Source organism: Anaerobacillus sp. MEB173 (assembly GCF_052119505.1).
In the GTDB taxonomy this organism is placed as follows: Bacteria; Bacillota; Bacilli; order Bacillales; family JBJMAU01; genus JBJMAU01.
In genome coordinates this window covers 132,346-154,022 of record NZ_JBJMAU010000006.1, presented here as the reverse complement: position 1 = coordinate 154,022, position 21,677 = coordinate 132,346, and the positions used below count along the sequence as shown (strand labels likewise).

Genomic DNA, 21,677 nt, shown 5'->3' with positions numbered 1-21,677 from the left:
ATGTGCTCAAAAAAACCTTTCCGTCAATATTGAGCAGAAAGGTTTAGTATCAGGTTCCTTTCTCTCATCTTACAAAGCGTAATTGCCCTGCAGGAATTGGCACCTTTTTAAACTAAAAAACTAGTTTAAAGGTTGCCGGGTTTCATCGGGCCAGTCCCTCCACCTCTCTTGATAAGAGTATAAAGTTATTTATTATTTTATTAAAACAATATTGCATGAACGTATCATAGCATGCACCGAAACAAGGTGTCAATTTGTTTTTAAAAATGTTCACTTTTAAAATTTGGAAGTTAATCAAACGTTTAATTAATTTGCTAACACCAGCCAAGATCACAGTCTTCTGTGTCCTGGTTATTTATTTTTTCCACATCTTGATTCAAGTAGATCTTATTATTCTCTAATTGAAATTCCTCTGACAATTCATATTTCGCCAATCCACTCGATAAATTGATTTCTCCAATTTCATCTTCATTATAATACAAAACAATGTTACCATTGCACAGCTTTCCTTGTATACGGTCAGTTACATCTAATTTTTCCATCATTAACCCTCCTCAACACCTATTTCGATTTACATCTACTACTTATCTTTCCCGGTTTGTTTGTTGTTAGTGAACCAATAAGTGGATGGAGTTTGAATTGGCGGTTCGTGGTTGGTGGTCTGGAGTTTATTAATTTGGAGGACACGACAGACTTTATTTTGCTAAATGTGTGCTTTTTTCAAAGTATACGGCCATAAGAGACCCTATTTGCTCAATTTATTGAGTTAATGAGGAAATTTTAAGCCTTTAAGGTCTCTGGTGACCGCCAAATCTTCAAAGCAGGCTATTTTTCCACAAATAAAGGTACTGGTGGCCGTAAAAAAAAGCACAGCAGTTCTCGTCATGAAAACCGCTGTGTTTTATGTAGATTTTACTCTTCACTTACCATTTTCTCATATGCTTCAGCAGACATTAGCTTGTCAATTTCAGATGTGTCAGATGGTTCTATGACGATCATCCATGCTTTTTCATATGGAGATTCATTTACAAATTCAGGTGAATCTTCAAGATCTTCGTTGATTTCAACTACCTTGCCACTAATTGGAGCATATAATTCAGAAACAGTCTTCACTGATTCAACACTGCCAAATGGCGCGTCCGCTTCAATTTCGTCACCTACTTCTGGCAATTCAACAAAAACGATATCTCCAAGTTCAGATTGAGCAAAATCACTAATCCCAATACGAACTTTATCACCTTCAACCTTTACCCACTCGTGTTCTTTAGAATACTTTAATTCCTTTGGTAAATTCATTACTTTCCCTCCAACATTTTTATTCAATACCATAATTGTGTATACTGCAACACCACTATATTATCGAAAAATAGAGGAGGAAACAACTTATAAAAGTTTAGAGTTTATAGTTTAGAGTGTAGAGTTGGTTTTAGCGCCTCAAGAAGCATCAAGAAGCTTCAAGAAACTGCCCATCAAATAACTCTAAACTCTACACTCTCAACTCTAAACTAAATTAGCTTTTCCACGCTTCTTCCAGCGTTTCTTCTTTAAATCCAATGGTTACTTTGTTTCCGTCGGTGATGATTGGGCGTTTAATTAGCATACCGTCTGATGCCAGGATGTCCAAAAGCTCATCTTTTGATGCTGAATTTACTTTGTCTTTTAGTCCAAGCTCACGATACTTTTTTCCGCTTGTATTAAAGAATTTCTTTAATTCAACTTCACTAGCCTCATGCAAATCTGCTAATGTTTCCCTTGATGGCGGATGATCTACAATATGTATTGCTTCAAATGGAATGTTATTTTCCTCAAGCCAAACCTTGGCTTTACGACACGATCCTCACTTTGGGTACCAATATAATGTTAATGCCATAATTCTCAACCCCTTAAATATAATTATGTTCGCCTTAGGTGGCTAAGGCGAACGACAAAATTTTCCCTTATTACTCTTTTCGGTGAGAATTAATTTTTTCCTCCATGTTTTTCATGGGTAAATTGATTTTCCAGCTCTTCTGTCTCCCATGATTCCTGGATTCCATTTTCAACAGGCATCGCATCCGTAAGTTCTCTCGAAAACTCTTCAACACCTGTTAAATCACCATCATAAATCACTTCATTCTCTCGTCTCCTCAACGCAAATACCCCCCACTATTTTCTGAGCAAAGTTATACAAGCTCAACAATATTATGTGAGATAAAAATAAATTTATGAAAAGGAAGAACTTTTTAGTTTAGAGTTTAGAATGTAGAGTTTAGAGTTAAAGGAATAAAGCCCATATTGACTCATTTTGGAGTCTTTAAAAAAATAAAAAAGCTAAGACCACCTCTCCAGCAGCCCCAGCCTTCAATCACTCTCAACTTTTAACTTTTAACTTTTAACTTTCAACTCTAAACTCTACACTCTCAACTCTCTAAACAACATATTTCTCCTCTTCGATCAGTGTTGCTGCGATTTCTCTTTTCTTGGTGATGACATTGATTTGGGTGTGACGGGTTAGTTTGCGGAGGATGGATAGCATTGTGCGTAATGTGTCCCCTTCCTCAATGGCTGTAAGACTTTCTTTGGCGGCGGCCTCGATGTTGTTGAACGCTTCCTGGCAGTACACTTGTGTATAAAGGAGCTTTTGTTTGTTTTTTTCTAAACCTGTTGTCTGAATAGCCTTTTCCGTTCGTAGCAGTACGGATTCCATCGCGAACGTTTCATTTACGATATCTGCAATATTAGCGAGAAGTTCTTGTTCTTTTTCAAAAGCTTTGCCATACTTCTGTACGGCCAGGCCTGCGATAAATAAAAAGATCTTTTTTGCCATCGAAACTAAATACTTTTCTTGTTCCAAAGGCTCATCACCTACCTCTTGCGGCATGAGCATCATAAGCTCTCCTTGGAGCGCTGTTGCTTTTTCAAGAAGCGGCAGTTCACCTTTTAATGATTTTCGAAGAATTGTTGCCGGAACTAACAATCGGTTGATTTCATTTGTCCCTTCAAAAATTCGATTAATACGAGAATCACGGTAGATGCGTTCTACCTCATATTCAGACATAAAACCATAGCCACCATGAATTTGAACGGCTTCATCCGCAGTAAAATCGAGTACCTCAGTACCAAATATTTTATTCAATGAGCATTCAATAGCATATTCAGCAATGGATGTGGCAACAGCCTTTCCATCATTTTGTTGCTCTTCAGATAAATTGGCAAAACTTGCTTCGATTAATCCTCCAGTGCGATAGATTGATGATTCTGCAGCATATGTTTTCGCAGCCATTGTCGCTAACTTTTCTTGAATAAGTGTGAAACGGGAAATTGGTGTTTTAAATTGTTGACGTTCATTGGCATATTTCACTGCCAACTCAACTGTACGCTTTGCGCCACCTATACAGCCGATTCCGAGCTTATAACGACCTACGTTCAAAATATTAAACGCAATCACATGACCTTTTCCAATTTCTCCTAACACATTCTCTACAGGAACAGCAGCATCTTGCAAAATCAGTGTTCTTGTTGACGAACCTTTAATCCCCATCTTTTTCTCTTCAGGACCTGTTGAGACACCATCAAATCCCCGTTCCACAATAAATGCTGTAAACTTATCACCATCAATTTTGGCATAAACGATGAAAACATCTGCAAATCCGGCATTCGTTATCCATTGTTTCTCACCATTTAACAGATAGTGAGTTCCCGCTTCATTCAGTTTTGCTACTGTCTTTGCCCCTAAAGCATCTGAACCTGAGCTAGGTTCTGTAAGGGCATAAGCGGCAATTCTTTTTCCAGTAGCAAGATCAGGCAAATAGGCTTGCTTTTGTTCCTTATTGCCGAAGAATACAATTGGCAATGAGCCGATTCCTACATGCGCCCCATAACTTAATGAGAAACCGCCAGAACGTGAAAATTTTTCAGTAATTAAGGAAGAGCTAATTTTATCTAATCCAATCCCACCATAAGCCTCCGGAACATCTGCACCTAACAAGCCAAGCTCTCCCGCTTCTGTCAGCAAACGTCTCGAAATCTCAAATTGATGTTGCTCAATTTTGTCTAGCTCAGGAACAACTTCGTTCACTACAAATTCTTCGGTCATTTTGGCAATCATCAATTGTTCATCTGAAAAGTCCTCAGGTGTAAACACAGACTGACAATCTATATCCTCAATTAAAAAGCCCCCACCTTTAACGTTCGCCACACTCACCAACCCCTAAAAACGAATTTATAATTTAAAATTAATAATTTATAATTGTTTTTAGCTACTCAGCGTATCTAAAAAGTTCGTTAACTCTTATGCCTTTGCCTTTGTTTTAATTAATAATTGCCTCTAAAGCAGTTCAAACACTCCTGCGGCTCCCATTCCTCCGCCGATGCACATTGTGACGATCCCGAATTGTTCGTTCCGGCGTTTCATTTCATGGATGAGAGAGAGGGTGATTTTTGTACCTGTACAGCCTAGTGGATGTCCTAAGGCAATGGCACCGCCATTTACATTGACCTTGTCATAGTCCAAGTTGAGATGGCGAATCACCTGTAATGCCTGTGATGCGAAGGCTTCATTTAATTCAAATAGGCCAATATCCGCTAGCTCAAGCCCTGCTAATTGCAATGCTTTTGGAATGGCTTCAACCGGCCCGATCCCCATAATTTCAGGGGCAACCCCTGCTACCGCAAATGAGCGGAATTTAACTAGTGGTTTCAGTCCCTCAGCTTCTGCTTTTTCACGATCCATAACGAGAACTGTTGCCGCACCGTCACTCATTTGTGAGGCATTTCCGGCAGTAACCGTTCCCTTCGGATGAAACACCGGGCGCAGTTTCGCCAACCCTTCTACCGTTGTTTCTGGACGAACACCTTCATCTTGGGTTAATGTTATTTTCCTTTCCTTTAGTTTGTTGTCACTCCCTACTGAACGGTGGGTAACCTCAACCGGGACAATTTCATCATTAAATTTCCCTTCAACTACTGCTTTTGCTGCCTTTTTATGGCTATCCACTGCAAAAAAATCTTGATCCGTACGGCTTACCTCAAACCGATTCGCAACTTCTTCAGCAGTATATCCCATGTTCATGTAATATTCAGGCTGCTCCAAAACAAGCGTTGGATTCGGTGAAATCACATGCCCCCCCATTGGAATTAAGCTCATCGATTCCGCTCCACCAGCTAAGATAGCGTTGGCATATCCTAGCATAATTCGTTCCGCACCATAGGCAATCGACTGCAAGCCAGATGAACAGTACCGATTAATCGTAATCGCTGGAACTGTATTGGGCAGTCCACCAAGTACGGCAATATTTCGTGCCATATTCATTCCTTGCTCTGCTTCTGGCATTGCACATCCAATAATCACATCATCTATTTGATTTGGATCCAAACCTCCCGCTCGCTTTAACGTTTCTTTAATTGTTACCGCACCTAAATCATCTGGCCTCATATTCGCAAACGACCCGCGCTTTGCTTTTCCTACCGGAGTTCTCGCACCAGCAACAATGACCGCTTCTCTCAACGCAAACATCCCCCCATCTCCATAGCTTTTTTAATTACCTTTTGCCTTCAACTTTCAACTCTACACTCTAAACTCTAAACTCTAAACTCTAAACTAAATCAGTTTCTCAACGCTTTCCCTTTCGCCAACATATGCTGCATCCGCTGTTGTGTTTTCGGTTCTCCTACTAAACTTAAAAAAGCCTCCCGTTCTAAATCAAGTAAATATTGCTCATCAACAAGTGTTCCTCTTGGCAGACGGCCACCTGCAAGAACAAATGCTAGTTTATCGGCAATTTTAAGATCATGATCAGAAATCATCCCGCCATATTTCATCATTTTCGCTCCCAACAGCATTGTGGCATAACCTGCCTCACCAACGACCGGTATTTTCTTTCGTTGTGGCGGCTGATACCCTTGCCTTGAAAGATGAAGAACAACCTGCTTTGCATCATGCAACAGGTGATCATTATTGACACTAATTCCATCAACAGAGCGAATATAGCCATGCTGGCCAGCTTCAGCGGCAGATGTCGATACTTTTGCTAAGGCAATTGTTTCAAATACTTTATTAGCGACAGCTTGGTGATCAATTTTTGCACCGTGCGGGAGACGTTCAAGTTCACGCAAGTACAATTCCTTATTACCTCCACCTCCCGGGATAAGGCCAACCCCAACTTCAACGAGTCCAATATAGGCTTCAGAAGCGGCTTGAATTCTAGCTGCCGGCAAACAAACTTCTGTTCCCCCACCTAATGTCATCGCAAACGGTGCAGCAACAACAGGCTTGGCTGAATAACGGATTTTGGCCATTGCTTGTTGGAACTGGCGCACAACGAGATCAATCTCAAAGAAATTATCATCTTGTGCTTCCATTAAAATCATCATTAAGTTCGCGCCAACACAGAAATTTTTTCCCTGGTTACCAATGACAAGCCCTCGATAGTTTTTTTCAACCTCATCAATAGACTTGTTAATCATTTGAATGACATCAAGACCGATCGAATTATTTGGAGATGTAAACTGTAAGCAAGCGACATCATCGCCAAGATCAATAAGAGAAGCCCCGCTATTTTTTGTAATGACACGTTGCTCTTCCTTTAAGCGATGCAAATGAATGACCTTTTTATTTCTTTCGACTCTGCAGTAAATGCCATTGTCATAAAAGCTGCCTTCGTTGTCATAAAACGATTGAAAACCGTCTGCAAGCATATACTTTATCCAACTTGGGACAACCTCTCCTTCAGCTTCCATTCGTTCTACCGACTTAGCAACTCCAATGGCATCCCATACTTCAAACGGTCCCTGCTCCCAGCCAAAACCCCATTTCATTGCTTGGTCGACCGCAAGAATGTTGTCTGCAATCTCATAGCATTTTTCAGCTGAATAAAGCAGCACAGGTTTGAGTATATTCCAAATCAATTCCCCTGCACGATCTTTTGCATAAACTAATGCTTTCATTTTTTCACTTAATGTTTTTGCCTGCTTGGCTGTCATCAAGGAAGGCGCCTTCAACTTTTGTCTCGGCACGTACTCTAGTGTATTTGGATTGATCTCTAAGATTTCACTACCGTTTTTAACAAAAAATCCTTTTCCTGACTTACTTCCTATCCAGCCTTTTTCCGCCATTTGCTTCATAAATTGTGGCGGGTTAAACACCTCTTTTTCCTTTCCTTCTACCTGGTCATAAACGTTCTTGGCAACGTGCAAAAATGTATCAAGACCAACAACATCTAACGTACGGAATGTTGCACTTTTTGGTCGTCCAATTAAAGGACCTGTAACAGAGTCCACCTCACCAACGGAGTAACCGCCTCTTACCATCTCTGCGACAGTAACAAGAAGACCGTACGTACCAATCCGATTCGCGATGAAATTGGGTGTGTCTTTGGCAAATACAACACCTTTTCCGAGTACATCTTCACTAAAATGTTTCATAAAAGTAACAACATCTGTATTCGTATGTGGTGTTGGTATAATTTCCAATAATTTTAAGTAACGTGGCGGGTTAAAGAAATGAGTTCCGAGGAAATGCTTTTTAAAATCTTCTGAACGGCCTTCTGCCATGGCATTTACCGAAATACCCGATGTGTTTGAGCTGACTATACTTCCTGGCTTTCGGTATTGATCTACTTTTTCAAACACTTTCTTCTTTACGGCAAGATTTTCAACGACAACTTCAATAATCCAGTCAGCCTCTGCCAATCGCTCAAGATCATCTTCAAGGTTTCCGGCCTCGATAAGGTTAGCATTTTCTTTCAATGTTAATGGTGCCGGCTTTTGTTTTAACAGCTTTTGGATTGCAGCTGCACTCAAACGATTGCGTACTTTTTTATCTTCAATCGTTAACCCTTGTGCCTCTTCTTCCTTCGTCAGTTCTCGAGGAACAATATCCAACAACAACGTTGGTATCCCGGTATTCGCCAAATGAGCGGCAATACCAGAACCCATAACACCAGAACCTAAAACTGCGACCTTCCCAATTCGTCCGATCATCCCCAGCCCCCTCTATCTCATTTTCAAAAAATGAATACTCATTCATTTTTCCCTCAAAAAAAATCACCAAATAAAAGGTACAAGTCATTCACTTATCTTTGTCTACGCTATAATTTATGCTCTAAAAAAACTCCTTAGAACTACTTAAATCACTCTAAACTCTACACTCTAAACTAAATGAAATTTTTCAAAACAAACCAGACATTCGCAGGCCGCTCAGCCAAGCGTCTCATAAAATAACCAAACCAATCGCTGCCATAAGGAACATAAACCCTTGTTCTGTATCCTTCATTCACTAATTGGAGCTGAAGATCGTGACATATTCCATATAACATTTGGAATTCAAATTGCTCTTTGGGAATTTGATATTTTGAAATGAGTTGTTTCGTATAGGAGATTATTTTTTCGTCGTGTGTAGCAATTGCTGTATAGCTACCGGAGAGTAAATGTGCTTTAATCATACGTTTGAAGCTTTCATCAACATTAGCTTTTTGAGGAAAGGCTACTGCTGGAGATTCCCTATAGGCCCCTTTGCATAGGCGGAGATGGGATTGTAATTGTGATAATTCTTGGATATCTTTTTCTGTTCGATATAAATAAGCTTGCAATACCGTACCAAGATTGTCATATTCTTTTTTTAACTTTTTAAAAATATCCAAAGTTGCCTGGCAGCGGCTATAATCTTCCATATCAATCGTTACAAACACATTGTTGGCTTTCGCCTTATCTAATATGTGGCGCATATTCTTTAATGTAAGTTCACGGCTAATATCAAGACCTAATGAAGTTAACTTAAGTGAGATCTGTGCATCAAGTTCTTCGTTTACCATCCCTCTAATCGCAGCAAGACAATGACAAACTGCCTTTTTTGTCTCTACTTCATTGCGTACAAATTCACCAAGATGGTCCACCGTCACAGCTATGCCTTGCTCGTTTAATTTTCTAATGACCGCTACAGCTTCTTCTAACGACTGACCAGCAACAAAGCGTTTGGCACCAAGTCTAAGCCCATACTTTTTTGCTGCTTTTTTAAAATATGCATTTTTGGCTAGATATAAAAAGAAATGTCTCATCACTTTCTCCATATCCTCACCCGCTTTCAGCTACTTATTCCTAATTATATGCCTGTAAACTGAATTGGATGAAGAAGTTCGATGTATGTTTTTGTTATTCCAACTTTTTGCCCTAATTACCATCGCATAGATCATTTATGGCAGTGAGAAGCTATACGTGTAGTCTTTTGAATGAAAAAGGAGGTACTACGCATGCAAATGCAATCACAACAACAACAGCAAAATATGATGAGTAATCAACAAGGCATTATGACACAACCACCAAACATCGTTACAAGTAAAGACCATTTATATATTTCAGATATGCTATCTTGGAACTTACTGGCGATGAAAAAGTGTCACTTTTTTGCCCAGCAATGTGCTGATCAAGAAGTTAAAGCAGCGATCGAACAGGCGGGAAGAATGCATGAACGTCATTACCAGAAAATTCTAAGTCACCTGCAAAACCCAAACAACCCAGCACAACAATCACAAGGGACATTACAGTAAAGGAGGATTTTTATCATGAACCAAAATTCTAAAATTCGTAATCCAAAAACAGAAGTTCCTCAAACTCCACAAATGACTGACCGTGATTTTATTAATGATGTGTTGGCAACAGAGAAATACATGACTTCTTCATACAGCATTGCCTTAAATGAAGCAAGTCACCAAAACCTCTATCGCGATTTAGCTACTATCTGTAATGAAACACAGGATTGTCAACGTAACCTATTTAACACGATGTTCAAAAAAGGCTGGTACAGCTTTGAAGCAACAGACCAACAAACACTGCAACAATCGTACCAACGCTTCACCGGCTACAGCAACCAATTTCCGTATAGTAATACAACCCCTTCTTAATTTAGAATGTAGAATTTAGAATTAAAAACAATCAGCAAAAAGCGATTCAATATTGAATCGCTTTTTAAGGTCTCAATTTTTTTAAAATAATTCTACATTCTACATTCTAAATTATCTTTCAAGTTAATTAACATTCTTCTTCTCCCGATGCGCTTTATTCAATTCCTGAATTTCCTTCACAACATTCTTCATCGTTTCTTTTGCATCAGGGTATTGTTCGTTCCAGTGTTTTGCTAATGGCGGCATGCTTTTTGAGATATGCGTGTAGAGTGCCCACGCTTTCACTTTTTCCTGAAGTTCAGGCGAGCTTTCGCCTAATAAAAGCTCCGTATATTTCTCAAGTAAACCATCTAACTGCTCATCAAATTTCTTCTTCATTTCAATCACTCAAATCCTTTCTAATCCACTCTTTTTTTGTTTCCATTATCTAGCTTCTCAAATGAACTATCAACTTTCAACTTTTAACTAATTATAAAATTGTCGGATTTTACAGAAAATTATACTTTTTTGGATCTTTTTCAAGTATAATTGTATATATTGGATTAATTTGAAAGGAAGTTAGACTATATGACTGACAGTAAACTGTACGCTTCAATGATCCTTAGCATTGCCACTTCAAGTCAAAATAAAAACGATGTACTAAAAGCAATCGATAATAATTTTGTCTTCATGGGGACATTGCGGCTCCATGTAGAAAATGTATTTCAACTGTATCAACATACTGTTGATACACTTATTTCCGAACTTATCAGCTTACTCGAACTTTTTATAAATGATCAATATCCTTATCTAGCAGGAATTACAATTAAGCCTTCAAAAGGAAAACATTGTCACTCATCTTAATTCATCCCTATTTATAAATACCTCTATTCTTACACATATTATACATATGGAGATATTAACTATTCTATTTGGTGTTCTATTGACATTTTGGATCCTAGAATTCGTTCTCTTTAAAGATCAACAAAGAAAGGAGGAGCATTCACAGAAAGATGTCAGCCTGCTCTTTATACAGGCAAGCATCATTATCAGTGTGTCGGTAAGCTACCTTTTTGCCTTAAAGTTTCAGTGGGGACCTAACCTATTAATTAAAGAGTTTGGGTTATTTTCAATGGCAAGTGGTATTATCTTTCGTTACTGGAGCTATTCCCTAATGAAACAGTATTACACACGGTCCATTCATTCAGTGAAAGTTCGTCCATTGCTAAGTCACGGACCGTATCGTATTACTCGTCATCCTTTTCAAACCGGGCTGTTTCTCATCGTAATCGGGCTAAGCTTATTTATTAGTGTAAATTGGTTAGTACTTACCATCGTCTTCCCAGTTATGGGTGCAGCTCTTCACTACCGAATGAATCTAGAAGAGCAGCATCTGAAAGAAATCTATCAAGACATCTATATCGGTTGGCGACGACATCGTGTATAATCTTTTTCTCATGAAAAGAATTAATGAAAGATATTAAGAATGGCTTAGACTATGATTTCTAAGCCATTTTTTAATTTTAAAATTAATAGCTTATCCCTACTCATTAAAAGTTTGCTTCTTTGTTTCTTTCCTATTATCTCTAATGATAAAAAAGATAACGAGAATAAGAAGAAGCTCTAATAACAAACCAAGTGTAGCCCAGACATGAATCTTAAATTCAAATAACATACTCTTATTTTTAATAAGTATCACAGATAATATTGGCATTAATAAAGATAAAGGAATTAGCGGGATCCTACTATTACTGGTAAAAAGCAAATTAATCGAACGATTCAACCCATATAAGAGAAGCGCAAATTTTACAATGATTGTCGGAAAATACATTGATACAATCGCAAAATCAAGCCTGTCTAAAAACTCGGTTAACCGAATTTGTTGAACAAGTGAATAAGTCGGATAAGCAGAATACCGAACAATTTCTGCTCCCAGTACAGCGATTTCCGTAAACAATAGGATAAAAAATAATCCAAGGCCTAGCCCACCACCCCAAATAAGTGTTTTTTTTGTGTTTTTTAAAGATTTGGTCGTACCAATTATTAATAAAATAATTAAGAATTCACCAATCCAAGCTAAGCCAAGGTACGTTGATTGAAAAACAGATGGGATAACTTCGAAACCTAAAACTGGTTCAAAATTTTCTAACTCGATCTCGGCAAGTAATGATAATGGAATAAACAATACAACACAAGCAAATAAGACAAATACAATTTCATTAACCCTTGCAATAACTTCAATACCAGCCCATGCTATATATAAACTGCAACCAATGATCAGCATCAATACAATGAATGTTGGAGTAATCGGCAGTAATGTTGTTTCAATAAACCCTGTAATAATTCTAAGGTCACGTACTACAATATGCGAAATAAAAATAACCATAAGGAGAGCAAACAGTTTTGTCTTAATACTGTTTGGCTCAAATAATATGGCATTAAGTTTAGGTAATCCAAATAATCCCACATTCACGGTGATAATGACAAAGCCAAACAAAAAAAAGGGAACAAGCCAGCTATTTTGAAGTGCCAGATCAATTAATGATTGAGGCAGAACAACTAAACTACTTGCTAAAATGTTATTAGCGGTTAAAAACCCAAGTTGTCGATCGGATATTTGGATTTTCATTGACCAATCACCAGGCTTGTAAAACCACCAAATATTGTTGATAAAAAATCAAGATAACCATTAAACACTAGGTTAAAGTGTAAAAAAATAGCAGCTGCAGCTGTAATACCTGAAAAGAGAAGGTATATATTCCTCACTTTTTTTTCTTTTTTAAAGACATGTCTGCTTAGTAGATAGGTAATGATTAATGTACTCCAAATAAAAATAGCGTCAATCATTTTTCCTTTCACTCTCCTATGCCTATCCCTTCTGTTACCAAACCAGTAAATTCAACTGAAGCATTTACTTGTATTTCATAATCTATGTTGGGTAGGTTTTCCTTCCAGTTTTGCTTCCATTCTTCGTTCCATCTCTCTCGCTCTCTTCGATGCAGGAGCCACCCAAAACCAAATGAATCGATACCTCTTGATAAAGTTTCAGTCAGTAACGGTTGAATTGCTTTGACAATTTCTTTTTCCATTTGCTTATTAACAATATCGAGTACACCTTTATCTTCAAAGTTTAATTCTGTTTCATTTTCGATAACGTTTCCATACACATCAATTTTATATTGAAAAACAGGTTTATCATTTTCGAGACGATAAGAAAGATCGGTGTTCTGTTCTGTTATCCGAAGTGTAATACTTTTTCCCGGTTCAAAATCGATCGTATAAAACTCCCCCTCCATTTTTTCAAGTAAATATTTTACTGCAACTGTTTGTTTTTGGTCAGTAAAGAATTGTAATTTATCACCTTGAAAAATCGCTACTTTTTCAATTTCAATTTGATCTTCTACAAGCTCAGGGTTTGGGCTAACATTCTTTGTCACACTAATTACAGGGAGAATCGGATCATTACCCTTTTGCTGAAAATTCAATAAAAAATCTTTAACTGTTAAGTAAAAGGTATAAACACCAATTTCTCTAACTATTTCTGAAGAAAAACTTTCTAACTGCGGATTTGCACTTAATACTGGCATAGCCTCTCCTTCAGCAATAAAGATTTGTGTTGTCAACCGTGAATCCCTTGTTCTTGTTAAAACATCTAATGCTTTACTTAATCCATCCCGTGCTAATCCTTCTCCAAAAATTGCTACACGACGATGACCGAAACTCAACCTTCTTGACATTCGTTTCTGCAAATCTGCATTTGCCTCCCGGACACTTTTGCCTACACCAGCATCCAAATAATACGAAGCTCCCCCTGAGGTACCGCCACCGCCTCCTGAACTTCCAGCTCCACCCATTTGACCGGGTAATGGAATCTGTGCTGCAATCCTGAAGGTCGTTTCATTTACCCTGTCAAAACTTGTTCCAGTCACAATTGCTAGATCATTAACCTCGAGACGATCCCAACAACCAGTGAGAGCGACTGGAACAATGATACAAATGATAAGCTTGAACAGACGCTTCATAGATCCTTCCTCCATTGTTTTTGCTTTTGTCTAGGAGATGGGTATAGATTATTACCTTGTTTTCTTACGTTCTTTTTCGCAAAATCCCTTGGACGCAAGTCATTCATCCATATAGGTACACGTACAAGTACATCTTTTAATTCTGAGAACTTTAATGGTGCTAGCGGCTCAAAATACGGAACACCAAACGATCTCAGCTTACATAAATGAGTTAAAATCATTAACATACCAATAACGATCCCAAATAATCCAAATGTAGCTCCTAAGATCATTAACGGAAACCGTAATAGTCGAATTGAAATCCCTAAATTAAATTTTGGAATTGTGAACGAAGCGATCCCTGTTAAAGAGACAATAATAACCATCGGTGCAGAAACAATCCCGGCATCAACTGCTGCAGTTCCAATAACAAGTGCCCCCAAAATACTGACGGCTTGGCCGATTGTTTTTGGAAGTCTTACCCCTGCTTCACGTAACGCTTCAAATGAAACTTCCATAATTAACGCCTCTACAAAAGCGGGAAATGGAATCGCCTCTCGACTCGCTGCAAAACTTAATAATAAATTTGTTGGTATCATTTCTTGATGATAGGTCGTTATTGCCACATATAATGCTGGTAATAACAGGGCAATTGCTAAAAAAAATAACCGTATGACTCTTAGAAATATAGCAATATAAAAACGGTCATAATAATCCTCACTTGCTTGAAACTGCTGCCAAAACGTTGCTGGAATAATCATGACAAATGGAGTCCCATCAACAAGAAGCGCAATTCTTCCCTCAAGTAAATTAGCAGCAACAGAATCGGGACGTTCAGTCACTTGCAGCTGAGGAAAGATACTCCATGCATTATCTTCGATGAGCTCTTCAATGTAACCCGTTTCGAATATTCCATCGATTTCAATTCGATCTAAACGATTATGTAATTCCTTCAACACTTTCTCATCAGCAATCCCATCAATATAAAAAATTTCAACAGCTGTTTTTGTTTGCTCACCAATCTTCTTTGTTATAAGTTTTAAATTGGGATTCTTAATTTTCCGCCTTATTAACGATGTATTAACACGGATATTTTCAATAAAACCTTCCCTAGGTCCACGAATTGCCGATTCCGACTCTGGTTCGGAAACAGCTCTAGATTCAAACCCTCCAACTGGGAAGATATAGGCTTTATCAAATCCATCAATAATCAAAGCAGCATTACCATCTAAAATTTCGTTCACTACGTCTTCAACATGATTATTTTCAGATATATCTGCAAGAGTAATAATTTCTTCATCTAATGTTTGTAATGTCGCATTATTATCCCGTCGATTAACCACAAACTCATGTAATACATGACTTTGAATATTCTCAGTATTAATTAGTCCATCTACATAAAATAAGTAGGCCACTTTACCTTTAACATGAAATTTTCGAAAAACAACATCAGCACAGTTATTAAATTGTTCCTTAAATGTAGCAAGATTTATTTGTACGTTATGAACTATAGGATTTTTCGTTTGTTTCATGTTATACCTCGAATAAATTGGTTATTTTAATTCTAAATTTCCCCATTAGAGGTCAATTATTCACAATTAGGAATTATATCAATACTCCGTTACTCCATAAAAAAAAGCGTACCAAAGGTTTCATTACCTTCGTACGCTTTTTTTCGGCATCAACAATTAGTTGTTGTTATTGTTATTGTTGTTGCGATTATTACGGTTGTTACGGTTGTTTAAATTTTGAGCGTCGTTTTCATTTGCAAACTCAACGTTCGCATTGTTCACGTTCAACTCGTTATTGTTGTTGTTATTATTGTTGTTATTGTTGTTGTTGCGGTTATTACGATTGTTACGTGCCATCTTGTCTCACCCCCGTTCACAAAAATTATTATGTGAAGAACCTAGCGAAAACATACGTAACTTTTTTGAATTTGAATTTCCTTTTTTTTGATATTAAAGTAGCTTTTACTGGAATTGATTAGGGTTCTGATGTTGCTGGAACATCGGCTGTTGGTAATGTGTTTGTGGTTGGTTCATATGACTGATACGTTGATTTTCTTGAATGAGCTGATTGTAGAGATTCGATAATTGCTGAATTTGTTGACTGGCTGAACTTTCATGTTGAGCAATCTGCTGCAACTGACTTGTTATTTGTCGTAATTGTTGTGCATGTTGTGACTCCATTTGCTGCATTTGATGAAGCATGTTTTGAACTTGGACCCCAATAGATGATGAATTGAATTGATTTTGAAACATAGCTGTTCCTCCTGAGTTAAATTATTTTTGGTACAATGTTAAAATTGCCTAATCAGAAGGAAATATGTAATGAATATTATTCGAGGAAATAAGTTTACTCTAAACGCAAAGAAGACCACCTAACACGGTGGTCTTCCTTCATGGTATTTTGGTGGAGACGGTGGGAATCGAACCCACGTCCAAGAACATTGGCACTTAAGCTTCTACGAGCGTAGTCGCTATATTAGTATTTCGCAATCACTTCGGCCCAGCGACAGGCTTCCGTGATGCTAGTCTGATTAATCTCTTCCATCGTCCCCAGACGGAGAACAACCGGCGTAGCCCACTAAGAGTGAGTCCCTTACCCTACCACATGGGCGATGGAGGGAGGAACCGCTAAGCGCTATTAAGCAGCTAAAGCGAAGTTGTTGTTTTCTTTGCCAGTTATAGGCGTTGGCGTTTTAACGAGGCCGACCCCCTCGACTCGCAACTTAAGCTCAAACTATCCCTGTCGAATCCAAAACGTCCCCAGGTTATAAAGTTTAGAGTTTAGAATGTAGAGTTTAGAGTTGTGCAGCCAGCTTCATTGATGAAGTGCTGATAAATCTAAACAATTATTACTAAACAGCTAAAGTTAAAAATCATATAGAATTTTCAAAAGAACAATGTGAGTTGTTTTAATGACTTCTACGTAAGTTAGTATAACATATGACATTGATAAAACAAATGGTAATTTGTGTCTTATCTGTTATGCTTTTTGGCGTTCGCGGAAGGCACGCTCGATCTCACGCTTCGCATCCTTTTTCTTTAACGTTTCACGCTTATCGTAGTTTTTCTTCCCTTTTGCCAGCGCAACTAATACTTTGGCAAAACCGTTTTTAATGTAAATCTTCAGTGGTACCAGTGTATAGCCTTTTTCACGAGTAGCACCTATAAGCATGTTGATTTGCTTCTTGTGTAAAAGAAGTTTTCTCGTGCGCAGCGGATCATGGTTATAGCGGTTGCCTTGTTCATAAGGACTAATATGAGCATTCCAAAGAAACGCTTCATTATTTTGGATTCGTACGAAAGCATCTTTAATGTTTGCTTTCCCGGCACGAACAGATTTAATTTCAGTACCTGTTAAAACAATCCCTGCTTCATACGTTTCTTCAATATGATAATCATGTCGCGCTTTTTTGTTTTGAGCAACTACTTTCCCTTCAGTTCCAGTTCCAGCCATAGCCAAACGCACCCTTCAATTACAATCTAGACTTTAATAGTAGCAAATTTACCAGGAAAAAACAAGAAAGGCGAATTTAGAATTTATAATGTAGAATTTAGAATTGTTTTGGGATAACTTCAAAGAAGCCAATAAAGAAAAAGTTCTTTACGCTACCTCTTAGAAATCTCCTACAATAATTCTAAATTCTAAATTCTTAATTAAAAGGGAGAGGAATGAAAACAAAGTCATTCCTCAAACCCAACTCTAAACTCTAAATTCTAAACTACCGTCTTTTCTTCCCTTTACTTCTCTTCGCTTTTGGTGCGTTTTCGTAGAATTTCTTCTTCTTTTTCCTTCTGTTTCCTTCACCTTGCTTTTGACCTGTTTCTTGACCTTGGCCTTTTCCTTGCGCTTTCCCTTGAGCTTTCCCTTGAGCTTTCCCTTGAGCTCCTTTGGCTGGTCGGCGTTTTTCGGACACAATGACTTTCGGTCTTGCTTTTCGTTCTCTCGGTTTGCTTCCCTTCATGCCGACGATTTCAAAATCAATTGAGGATTCGTCAACATTAACACCGATCACACGAACTTCAATTTCATCACCAATTCGAAATACATTTCCTGTACGCTCACCGATCATCGCATACTGCTTTTCATCATAATGGTAGTAATCATCGGTTAAATAGCTGACATGAACAAGTCCTTCGATTGTATTTGGCAGTTCTACGAAAATACCAAAGTTTGTAACACTGCTAATAATTCCTTCAAACTGTTCACCAATTTTATCTTCCATGAACTGTGTTTTCTTCAGCTCATCCGTTTCACGTTCAGCTTCAACGGCGCGTCGCTCCATTTCAGACGAGTGTCGTGTAATATCCGGGAGCTTTTCATTCCAATGAGTTTGTGTTCCGTCATCCATTTTTCCTTCGACTAGATATGTCCGGATTAGACGATGAACAATTAAGTCAGGATATCGACGAATCGGTGATGTGAAGTGAGTATAGAATTCAGCTGATAAACCAAAGTGACCGAGACTGTTCGGATCATATTTAGCTTGCTTCATCGAACGAAGCATTACCGTACTAATGACTGTTTCCTCAGGCTCACCACGTACTTCTTCAAGCAGCTGTTGTAATGCGCGAGGGTGAACAGTATTGCCATTGCCTCGTACAACATAACCAAAGTTTGTAATAAACTCCAAAAATCTCGTTAGTTTTTCAGCATCTGGATCTTCATGGATCCGATATACAAACGGAACTTTTAGCCAATGGAAATGTTCAGCAACCGTTTCGTTTGCTGCAAGCATAAACTCTTCAATTAATCGCTCAGCAACAGAACGTTCACGAACAACTACATCTGTTGGCTTCCCTTCCTCATCAACTAGCACCTTTGCTTCCTTAAAGTCAAAGTCGATCGCCCCGCGTTCCATTCGTTTTTTACGAAGGATGTCTGCAAGTTCTCCCATTTGTTTAAAGAATGGAATCAGTGGTTCATAACGCTTCGTCACTTCTTCATCTTCATCTTGTAAAATTTTACGAACATCCGTGTATGTCATTCGTTCGGTTGTATTAATCACACTTTGGAAGATCTCATGGTTAACCACTTCTCCCGTTGGTGTGATTTCCATTTCACAAGATAGCGTCAACCTGTCTACTTGCGGATTTAAGCTGCAGATCCCATTTGATAGTCGATGCGGAATCATCGGGATCACCCGGTCAACTAAATAGACACTCGTTGCGCGCTCAAATGCCTCTTTATCAATTGGTGAACCTTCTTTTACATAATAGCTGACATCTGCGATATGAACACCAAGCTTGTAGTTTCCATTATCGAGTCTCTCAACGGCAACAGCATCATCTAAGTCCTTTGCATCCGCACCATCAATCGTAACAATGGTCTGATCACGCAAATCCCTGCGCCCCTCAATTTCTTTCGGATCGATTTGATCAGGTACAGCATTTGCCTGGTCAAGTACGTCTTGCGGAAATTCCTGTGGTAACCCGTGACTATGAATAATTGAGAGAATATCAATCCCCGGATCATTTTTATGACCAAGAATTGTTATAACCTCACCCTCAGCACTCATACGTCCTTCAGGATACTTTGTTAATTTTACAACAACCTTATGACCATCAACAGCTCCACCAGCAGCCTCTTTTGGTATGAAAATATCATTTGGTATTCGTTTGTCATCTGCAACGACAAACCCATAATGTTTGCTATCAACATATGTACCAACGACTTCAGTTACGCCACGCTCCAATATTCGAATGACCTTACCTTCTGGCCTTGCACCAGATGATTTGGGATGAAGACGAACAAGGACCGTATCTCCGTTCATTGCTCCACTCATATCTGATTGCGTTACATACACATCACGTTCACCATCTTCCGGAATAATGAAGGCAAAGCCTTTGGCATTACCTTGGACTTTCCCTTTAACAAGATTCATTTTCTCCGGTATACCATAGCGGTTACTGCGAGTGCGAACAATCATTCCGTTCTCTTCCATATAGTTAAGCATTTGGACAAACTCTTTAAAATCACCCGAATCAGTAATTCCAAACGCTTCTTCTAATTCTGTTACAGATAAAGGTTTATAAGCCTCTTCCTTCATAAACCCTAAAACCTTATTCATTCTCTCCTGATTCAAATAAATCACCCCTTTTATCAAAATCTTTTCAGTTTAGAGTTTATAGTGTAGAGTATATAGTTAGTGCAAGTACTACTACGAAGCCTTTCTTTAGCGCTCCATTGAAGTAACCCTCACCAACTCTAAACTCTAAATTCTAAACTCTAAACTTTAAACCACTTTCAACTATTAACTATTCCAATCAAGTCTCTCTAAAAACCGAAGTATGTCCTCATGCAATTGTTCTTTCTCTTTATCCAGTGTAATGACGTGGCCTGAGTTTTCGTACCATTTGATGTCTTTTTCAATTGACTCGACTTCGTTGTAAATGATATTTGCACTATCTGGATTGATCATTTCGTCATGTCTAGCTTGTACTACAAAGATAGGGGAATAGATGAGGTCAACTTGCTGTCTTACCTCAGTCATTAGTTCTTGAAGCGCCTTTAATGTTTTCATTGGAGTTTGTTCGAACTGCTCCATCTCTTCCCGGATTTGCTCGTTACTTTTTTGCTCTCTTCTTTTATATTCCTCAGCATAAGCTAAAACACCTCTATACATGACTTCTTCGCTTTTTATGAACATTGGCGCACACATTGGGACTATCCCCTTTATTGGTACAGTGTATCCCAATTTCAAAGAAAAAACCCCACCTAAGGAAAGCCCTGCTACGGCAATTTCTTCAAAACCTTCCCCTTTTAAGTATTCGTATCCTTCCATGACGTCTTTCCACCAATCCTCAGGACCAGTATGAACGAGCTCTTCCGGTGGAACTCCGTGCCCTTTATATTGGGGGGCATGACAGGTGTATCCATGTTTTTGCAGAAACCGGCCGAGCATTCGAACATCGGCCGAACTACCGGTAAAACCATGCAAAAGCAAAACTGCCCGCTGATTTTCTCCTTCAAATGTAAACGGCTTTGGTGCAACTTCTTTCATTATCATTACCTCTCCAAACTACAATGTATTATTTTATTAACTAGGCTTTTTTTGCGTGAAGCTGTCTTCATGTAAAAATTGATAAACTTCAGCACATAATTGTTCCTTTTCACAATCGTGACAGATCATGTGCTTTGACTTTTTAAAATAACGAATTTCTTTTTTCTGTGCCGGTATCGTGTTATATAAATACTGGGCGCTCTTCTTTGGAATTAGCCCGTCTTGCTCACCTTGGATGATAAGTGTCGGGATTTCAATTTTCCTAAGTGATGGCCGTACTCTTCGAACTGTCTGAGTAAATTGATACGTTGCCGTCATTGGTGTATTAATAATTTTACGGCGATAGCGCTGATACAGCTCGTTATGATGAAGGTGACCACGAAAACCATCCTTTACAATCCCCTTAATATCCATGAACAGCTGCTTAGGATTAAAATAATACGCTGCCGCACTGAGTAATACAAGTTTTTCCACTTGATATTTTGAGGCTAAATAACCGGCAATCATTCCACCCATCGAAAACCCAATAATATATACTTTCTTACAGTGCTCTTGAAGTCTTTGCAGCGCAGTCTCTGCAGCATGTAGCCACTGTTTATACGTTACACCTTTTAAACTTTCATTCGGTCCATGTCCTGGCAGAACAGGTGTATAAATTAACCAATCCGTTTCTTTACGTAAATAATCAGCTAATGGTTTCACTTCATAAGGCTCTCCAGTAAAACCATGGATACATAAACATCCAATCATCTTGCTCACCTTTCTTTTCATACAAGATTCATGCTAATATTATTCGTTTTATTCATACAT

23 protein-coding genes, 1 other RNA gene and 1 riboswitch are annotated in these 21,677 nt (G+C 38.4%); of the genes, 5 read left to right on the top strand and 19 right to left on the bottom strand.

Translation table 11 applies throughout. From position 1 onward, the window contains the following. Positions 1-61 precede the first annotated feature (61 nt). A riboswitch (SAM riboswitch) is annotated at positions 62-178 on the bottom strand. Between the two features lie 136 nt (positions 179-314). The 8 genes from ACJ2A9_RS14170 to ACJ2A9_RS14135 all read right to left on the bottom strand — a co-directional run bounded on the left by ACJ2A9_RS14170 (position 315) and on the right by ACJ2A9_RS14135 (position 9,044). Continuing rightward, positions 315-542, bottom strand: coding sequence for a DUF2553 family protein (locus ACJ2A9_RS14170; protein ID WP_441422323.1), 228 nt, complete (start codon positions 540-542; stop codon positions 315-317). A gap of 370 nt (positions 543-912) precedes the next feature. After that, entirely contained in the window at positions 913-1,296 is a 384-nt protein-coding gene (gene gcvH, locus ACJ2A9_RS14165; RefSeq protein ID WP_441422322.1) for a glycine cleavage system protein GcvH, read from the bottom strand. A 214-nt stretch (positions 1,297-1,510) separates the two neighbouring features. After that, positions 1,511-1,870: an arsenate reductase family protein gene (locus ACJ2A9_RS14160; RefSeq protein WP_441422321.1), complete on the bottom strand. Its 360-nt coding sequence runs from the start codon at positions 1,868-1,870 to the stop codon at positions 1,511-1,513. 89 nt (positions 1,871-1,959) lie between these two features. Beyond that, positions 1,960-2,130, bottom strand: a complete 171-nt coding sequence (locus ACJ2A9_RS14155) for a hypothetical protein (protein WP_441422320.1) — start codon at positions 2,128-2,130, stop codon at positions 1,960-1,962. Positions 2,131-2,407: 277 nt separating this feature from the next. Beyond that, positions 2,408-4,177: an acyl-CoA dehydrogenase family protein gene (locus ACJ2A9_RS14150; RefSeq protein ID WP_441422319.1), complete on the bottom strand. Its 1,770-nt coding sequence runs from the start codon at positions 4,175-4,177 to the stop codon at positions 2,408-2,410. Positions 4,178-4,306: 129 nt separating this feature from the next. Beyond that, positions 4,307-5,485 (bottom strand): acetyl-CoA C-acetyltransferase, encoded by a 1,179-nt coding sequence (locus tag ACJ2A9_RS14145; protein ID WP_441422433.1) that lies wholly within the window; start codon positions 5,483-5,485, stop codon positions 4,307-4,309. A gap of 98 nt (positions 5,486-5,583) precedes the next feature. Continuing rightward, positions 5,584-7,959 carry a 3-hydroxyacyl-CoA dehydrogenase/enoyl-CoA hydratase family protein gene (locus tag ACJ2A9_RS14140; protein WP_441422318.1) on the bottom strand — a complete coding sequence of 792 codons (2,376 nt, stop codon included), beginning with the start codon at positions 7,957-7,959 and terminating at the stop codon, positions 5,584-5,586. 173 nt (positions 7,960-8,132) lie between these two features. Continuing rightward, positions 8,133-9,044, bottom strand: a complete 912-nt coding sequence (locus ACJ2A9_RS14135) for a proline dehydrogenase family protein (protein WP_441422317.1) — start codon at positions 9,042-9,044, stop codon at positions 8,133-8,135. A gap of 186 nt (positions 9,045-9,230) precedes the next feature. On the opposite strand from ACJ2A9_RS14135, the gene ACJ2A9_RS14130 reads away from it, so the two are divergent. Together ACJ2A9_RS14130 and ACJ2A9_RS14125 are read left to right on the top strand one after the other, a co-directional pair. Beyond that, positions 9,231-9,521, top strand: coding sequence for a hypothetical protein (locus ACJ2A9_RS14130; RefSeq protein ID WP_441422432.1), 291 nt, complete (start codon positions 9,231-9,233; stop codon positions 9,519-9,521). 15 nt (positions 9,522-9,536) lie between these two features. Next, positions 9,537-9,875 carry a spore coat protein gene (locus ACJ2A9_RS14125; protein WP_441422316.1) on the top strand — a complete coding sequence of 113 codons (339 nt, stop codon included), beginning with the start codon at positions 9,537-9,539 and terminating at the stop codon, positions 9,873-9,875. 123 nt (positions 9,876-9,998) lie between these two features. On the opposite strand, the gene ACJ2A9_RS14120 is transcribed toward ACJ2A9_RS14125, so the two are convergent. Beyond that, positions 9,999-10,253, bottom strand: coding sequence for a YusU family protein (locus tag ACJ2A9_RS14120; RefSeq protein ID WP_441422315.1), 255 nt, complete (start codon positions 10,251-10,253; stop codon positions 9,999-10,001). A 189-nt stretch (positions 10,254-10,442) separates the two neighbouring features. Here ACJ2A9_RS14120 and ACJ2A9_RS14115 point away from each other — a divergent pair, with 189 nt between their 5' ends. After that, complete coding sequence (locus ACJ2A9_RS14115; RefSeq protein ID WP_441422314.1) at positions 10,443-10,718, top strand: hypothetical protein; 276 nt, start codon at positions 10,443-10,445, stop codon at positions 10,716-10,718. Between the two features lie 79 nt (positions 10,719-10,797). Beyond that, complete coding sequence (locus ACJ2A9_RS14110) at positions 10,798-11,301, top strand: methyltransferase family protein (RefSeq protein ID WP_441422313.1); 504 nt, start codon at positions 10,798-10,800, stop codon at positions 11,299-11,301. 96 nt (positions 11,302-11,397) lie between these two features. Here ACJ2A9_RS14110 and ACJ2A9_RS14105 read toward each other — a convergent pair whose 3' ends face one another. The 4 genes from ACJ2A9_RS14105 to ACJ2A9_RS14090 are packed head-to-tail and all read right to left on the bottom strand — an operon-like array spanning position 11,398 to position 15,387. Then, the gene (locus ACJ2A9_RS14105; RefSeq protein ID WP_441422312.1) at positions 11,398-12,483 is read right to left on the bottom strand and encodes a GerAB/ArcD/ProY family transporter; all 1,086 of its coding nucleotides are present in this window, start codon (positions 12,481-12,483) and stop codon (positions 11,398-11,400) included. Next, positions 12,480-12,701, bottom strand: coding sequence for a hypothetical protein (locus ACJ2A9_RS14100; RefSeq protein WP_441422311.1), 222 nt, complete (start codon positions 12,699-12,701; stop codon positions 12,480-12,482). Before ACJ2A9_RS14100 ends, ACJ2A9_RS14105 begins: the two co-directional genes overlap by 4 nt. Before the next feature lie 8 nt (positions 12,702-12,709). Next, positions 12,710-13,876, bottom strand: a complete 1,167-nt coding sequence (locus tag ACJ2A9_RS14095; protein WP_441422310.1) for a Ger(x)C family spore germination protein — start codon at positions 13,874-13,876, stop codon at positions 12,710-12,712. Beyond that, complete coding sequence (locus ACJ2A9_RS14090) at positions 13,873-15,387, bottom strand: spore germination protein (RefSeq protein ID WP_441422309.1); 1,515 nt, start codon at positions 15,385-15,387, stop codon at positions 13,873-13,875. Before ACJ2A9_RS14090 ends, ACJ2A9_RS14095 begins: the two co-directional genes overlap by 4 nt. A 216-nt stretch (positions 15,388-15,603) precedes the next feature. Here ACJ2A9_RS14090 and ACJ2A9_RS14085 point away from each other — a divergent pair, with 216 nt between their 5' ends. Next, the gene (locus ACJ2A9_RS14085) at positions 15,604-15,759 is read left to right on the top strand and encodes a hypothetical protein (protein WP_441422308.1); all 156 of its coding nucleotides are present in this window, start codon (positions 15,604-15,606) and stop codon (positions 15,757-15,759) included. A 69-nt stretch (positions 15,760-15,828) separates the two neighbouring features. Here the strand turns inward: ACJ2A9_RS14085 and ACJ2A9_RS14080 are convergent, their stop codons facing one another. The 6 genes from ACJ2A9_RS14080 to ACJ2A9_RS14055 all read right to left on the bottom strand — a co-directional run bounded on the left by ACJ2A9_RS14080 (position 15,829) and on the right by ACJ2A9_RS14055 (position 21,617). Further along, positions 15,829-16,119: a hypothetical protein gene (locus ACJ2A9_RS14080; RefSeq protein WP_441422307.1), complete on the bottom strand. Its 291-nt coding sequence runs from the start codon at positions 16,117-16,119 to the stop codon at positions 15,829-15,831. A 149-nt stretch (positions 16,120-16,268) separates the two neighbouring features. Then, positions 16,269-16,628, bottom strand: a transfer-messenger RNA (tmRNA) gene (ssrA, locus tag ACJ2A9_RS14075). Positions 16,629-16,846: 218 nt separating this feature from the next. Next, positions 16,847-17,320: an SsrA-binding protein SmpB gene (gene smpB, locus ACJ2A9_RS14070; RefSeq protein ID WP_441422306.1), complete on the bottom strand. Its 474-nt coding sequence runs from the start codon at positions 17,318-17,320 to the stop codon at positions 16,847-16,849. Between the two features lie 265 nt (positions 17,321-17,585). Next, the gene (gene rnr, locus ACJ2A9_RS14065) at positions 17,586-19,934 is read right to left on the bottom strand and encodes a ribonuclease R (protein ID WP_441422431.1); all 2,349 of its coding nucleotides are present in this window, start codon (positions 19,932-19,934) and stop codon (positions 17,586-17,588) included. Between the two features lie 183 nt (positions 19,935-20,117). Then, positions 20,118-20,867 carry an alpha/beta hydrolase gene (locus tag ACJ2A9_RS14060; RefSeq protein WP_441422305.1) on the bottom strand — a complete coding sequence of 250 codons (750 nt, stop codon included), beginning with the start codon at positions 20,865-20,867 and terminating at the stop codon, positions 20,118-20,120. Positions 20,868-20,903: 36 nt separating this feature from the next. Further along, positions 20,904-21,617 (bottom strand): alpha/beta hydrolase, encoded by a 714-nt coding sequence (locus ACJ2A9_RS14055; RefSeq protein ID WP_441422304.1) that lies wholly within the window; start codon positions 21,615-21,617, stop codon positions 20,904-20,906. Positions 21,618-21,677: the final 60 nt, after the last annotated feature.

Bases quoted from the DNA above. Each gene is read 5' to 3' on its own strand.
- ACJ2A9_RS14170 (WP_441422323.1), bottom strand. From the start codon at position 542: ATGGAAAAATTAGATGTAACTGACCGTATACAAGGAAAGCTGTGCAAT.
- gcvH (WP_441422322.1), bottom strand. From the start codon at position 1,296: ATGAATTTACCAAAGGAATTAAAGTATTCTAAAGAACACGAGTGGGTA.
- ACJ2A9_RS14140 (WP_441422318.1), bottom strand. From the start codon at position 7,959: ATGATCGGACGAATTGGGAAGGTCGCAGTTTTAGGTTCTGGTGTTATG.
- ACJ2A9_RS14135 (WP_441422317.1), bottom strand. From the start codon at position 9,044: ATGGAGAAAGTGATGAGACATTTCTTTTTATATCTAGCCAAAAATGCA.
- ACJ2A9_RS14130 (WP_441422432.1), top strand. From the start codon at position 9,231: ATGCAATCACAACAACAACAGCAAAATATGATGAGTAATCAACAAGGC.
- ACJ2A9_RS14125 (WP_441422316.1), top strand. From the start codon at position 9,537: ATGAACCAAAATTCTAAAATTCGTAATCCAAAAACAGAAGTTCCTCAA.
- ACJ2A9_RS14120 (WP_441422315.1), bottom strand. From the start codon at position 10,253: ATGAAGAAGAAATTTGATGAGCAGTTAGATGGTTTACTTGAGAAATAT.
- ACJ2A9_RS14115 (WP_441422314.1), top strand. From the start codon at position 10,443: ATGACTGACAGTAAACTGTACGCTTCAATGATCCTTAGCATTGCCACT.
- ACJ2A9_RS14105 (WP_441422312.1), bottom strand. From the start codon at position 12,483: ATGAAAATCCAAATATCCGATCGACAACTTGGGTTTTTAACCGCTAAT.
- ACJ2A9_RS14100 (WP_441422311.1), bottom strand. From the start codon at position 12,701: ATGATTGACGCTATTTTTATTTGGAGTACATTAATCATTACCTATCTA.
- ACJ2A9_RS14095 (WP_441422310.1), bottom strand. From the start codon at position 13,876: ATGAAGCGTCTGTTCAAGCTTATCATTTGTATCATTGTTCCAGTCGCT.
- ACJ2A9_RS14090 (WP_441422309.1), bottom strand. From the start codon at position 15,387: ATGAAACAAACGAAAAATCCTATAGTTCATAACGTACAAATAAATCTT.
- ACJ2A9_RS14080 (WP_441422307.1), bottom strand. From the start codon at position 16,119: ATGTTTCAAAATCAATTCAATTCATCATCTATTGGGGTCCAAGTTCAA.
- smpB (WP_441422306.1), bottom strand. From the start codon at position 17,320: ATGGCTGGAACTGGAACTGAAGGGAAAGTAGTTGCTCAAAACAAAAAA.
- rnr (WP_441422431.1), bottom strand. From the start codon at position 19,934: ATGAATAAGGTTTTAGGGTTTATGAAGGAAGAGGCTTATAAACCTTTA.
- ACJ2A9_RS14060 (WP_441422305.1), bottom strand. From the start codon at position 20,867: ATGAAAGAAGTTGCACCAAAGCCGTTTACATTTGAAGGAGAAAATCAG.
- ACJ2A9_RS14055 (WP_441422304.1), bottom strand. From the start codon at position 21,617: ATGATTGGATGTTTATGTATCCATGGTTTTACTGGAGAGCCTTATGAA.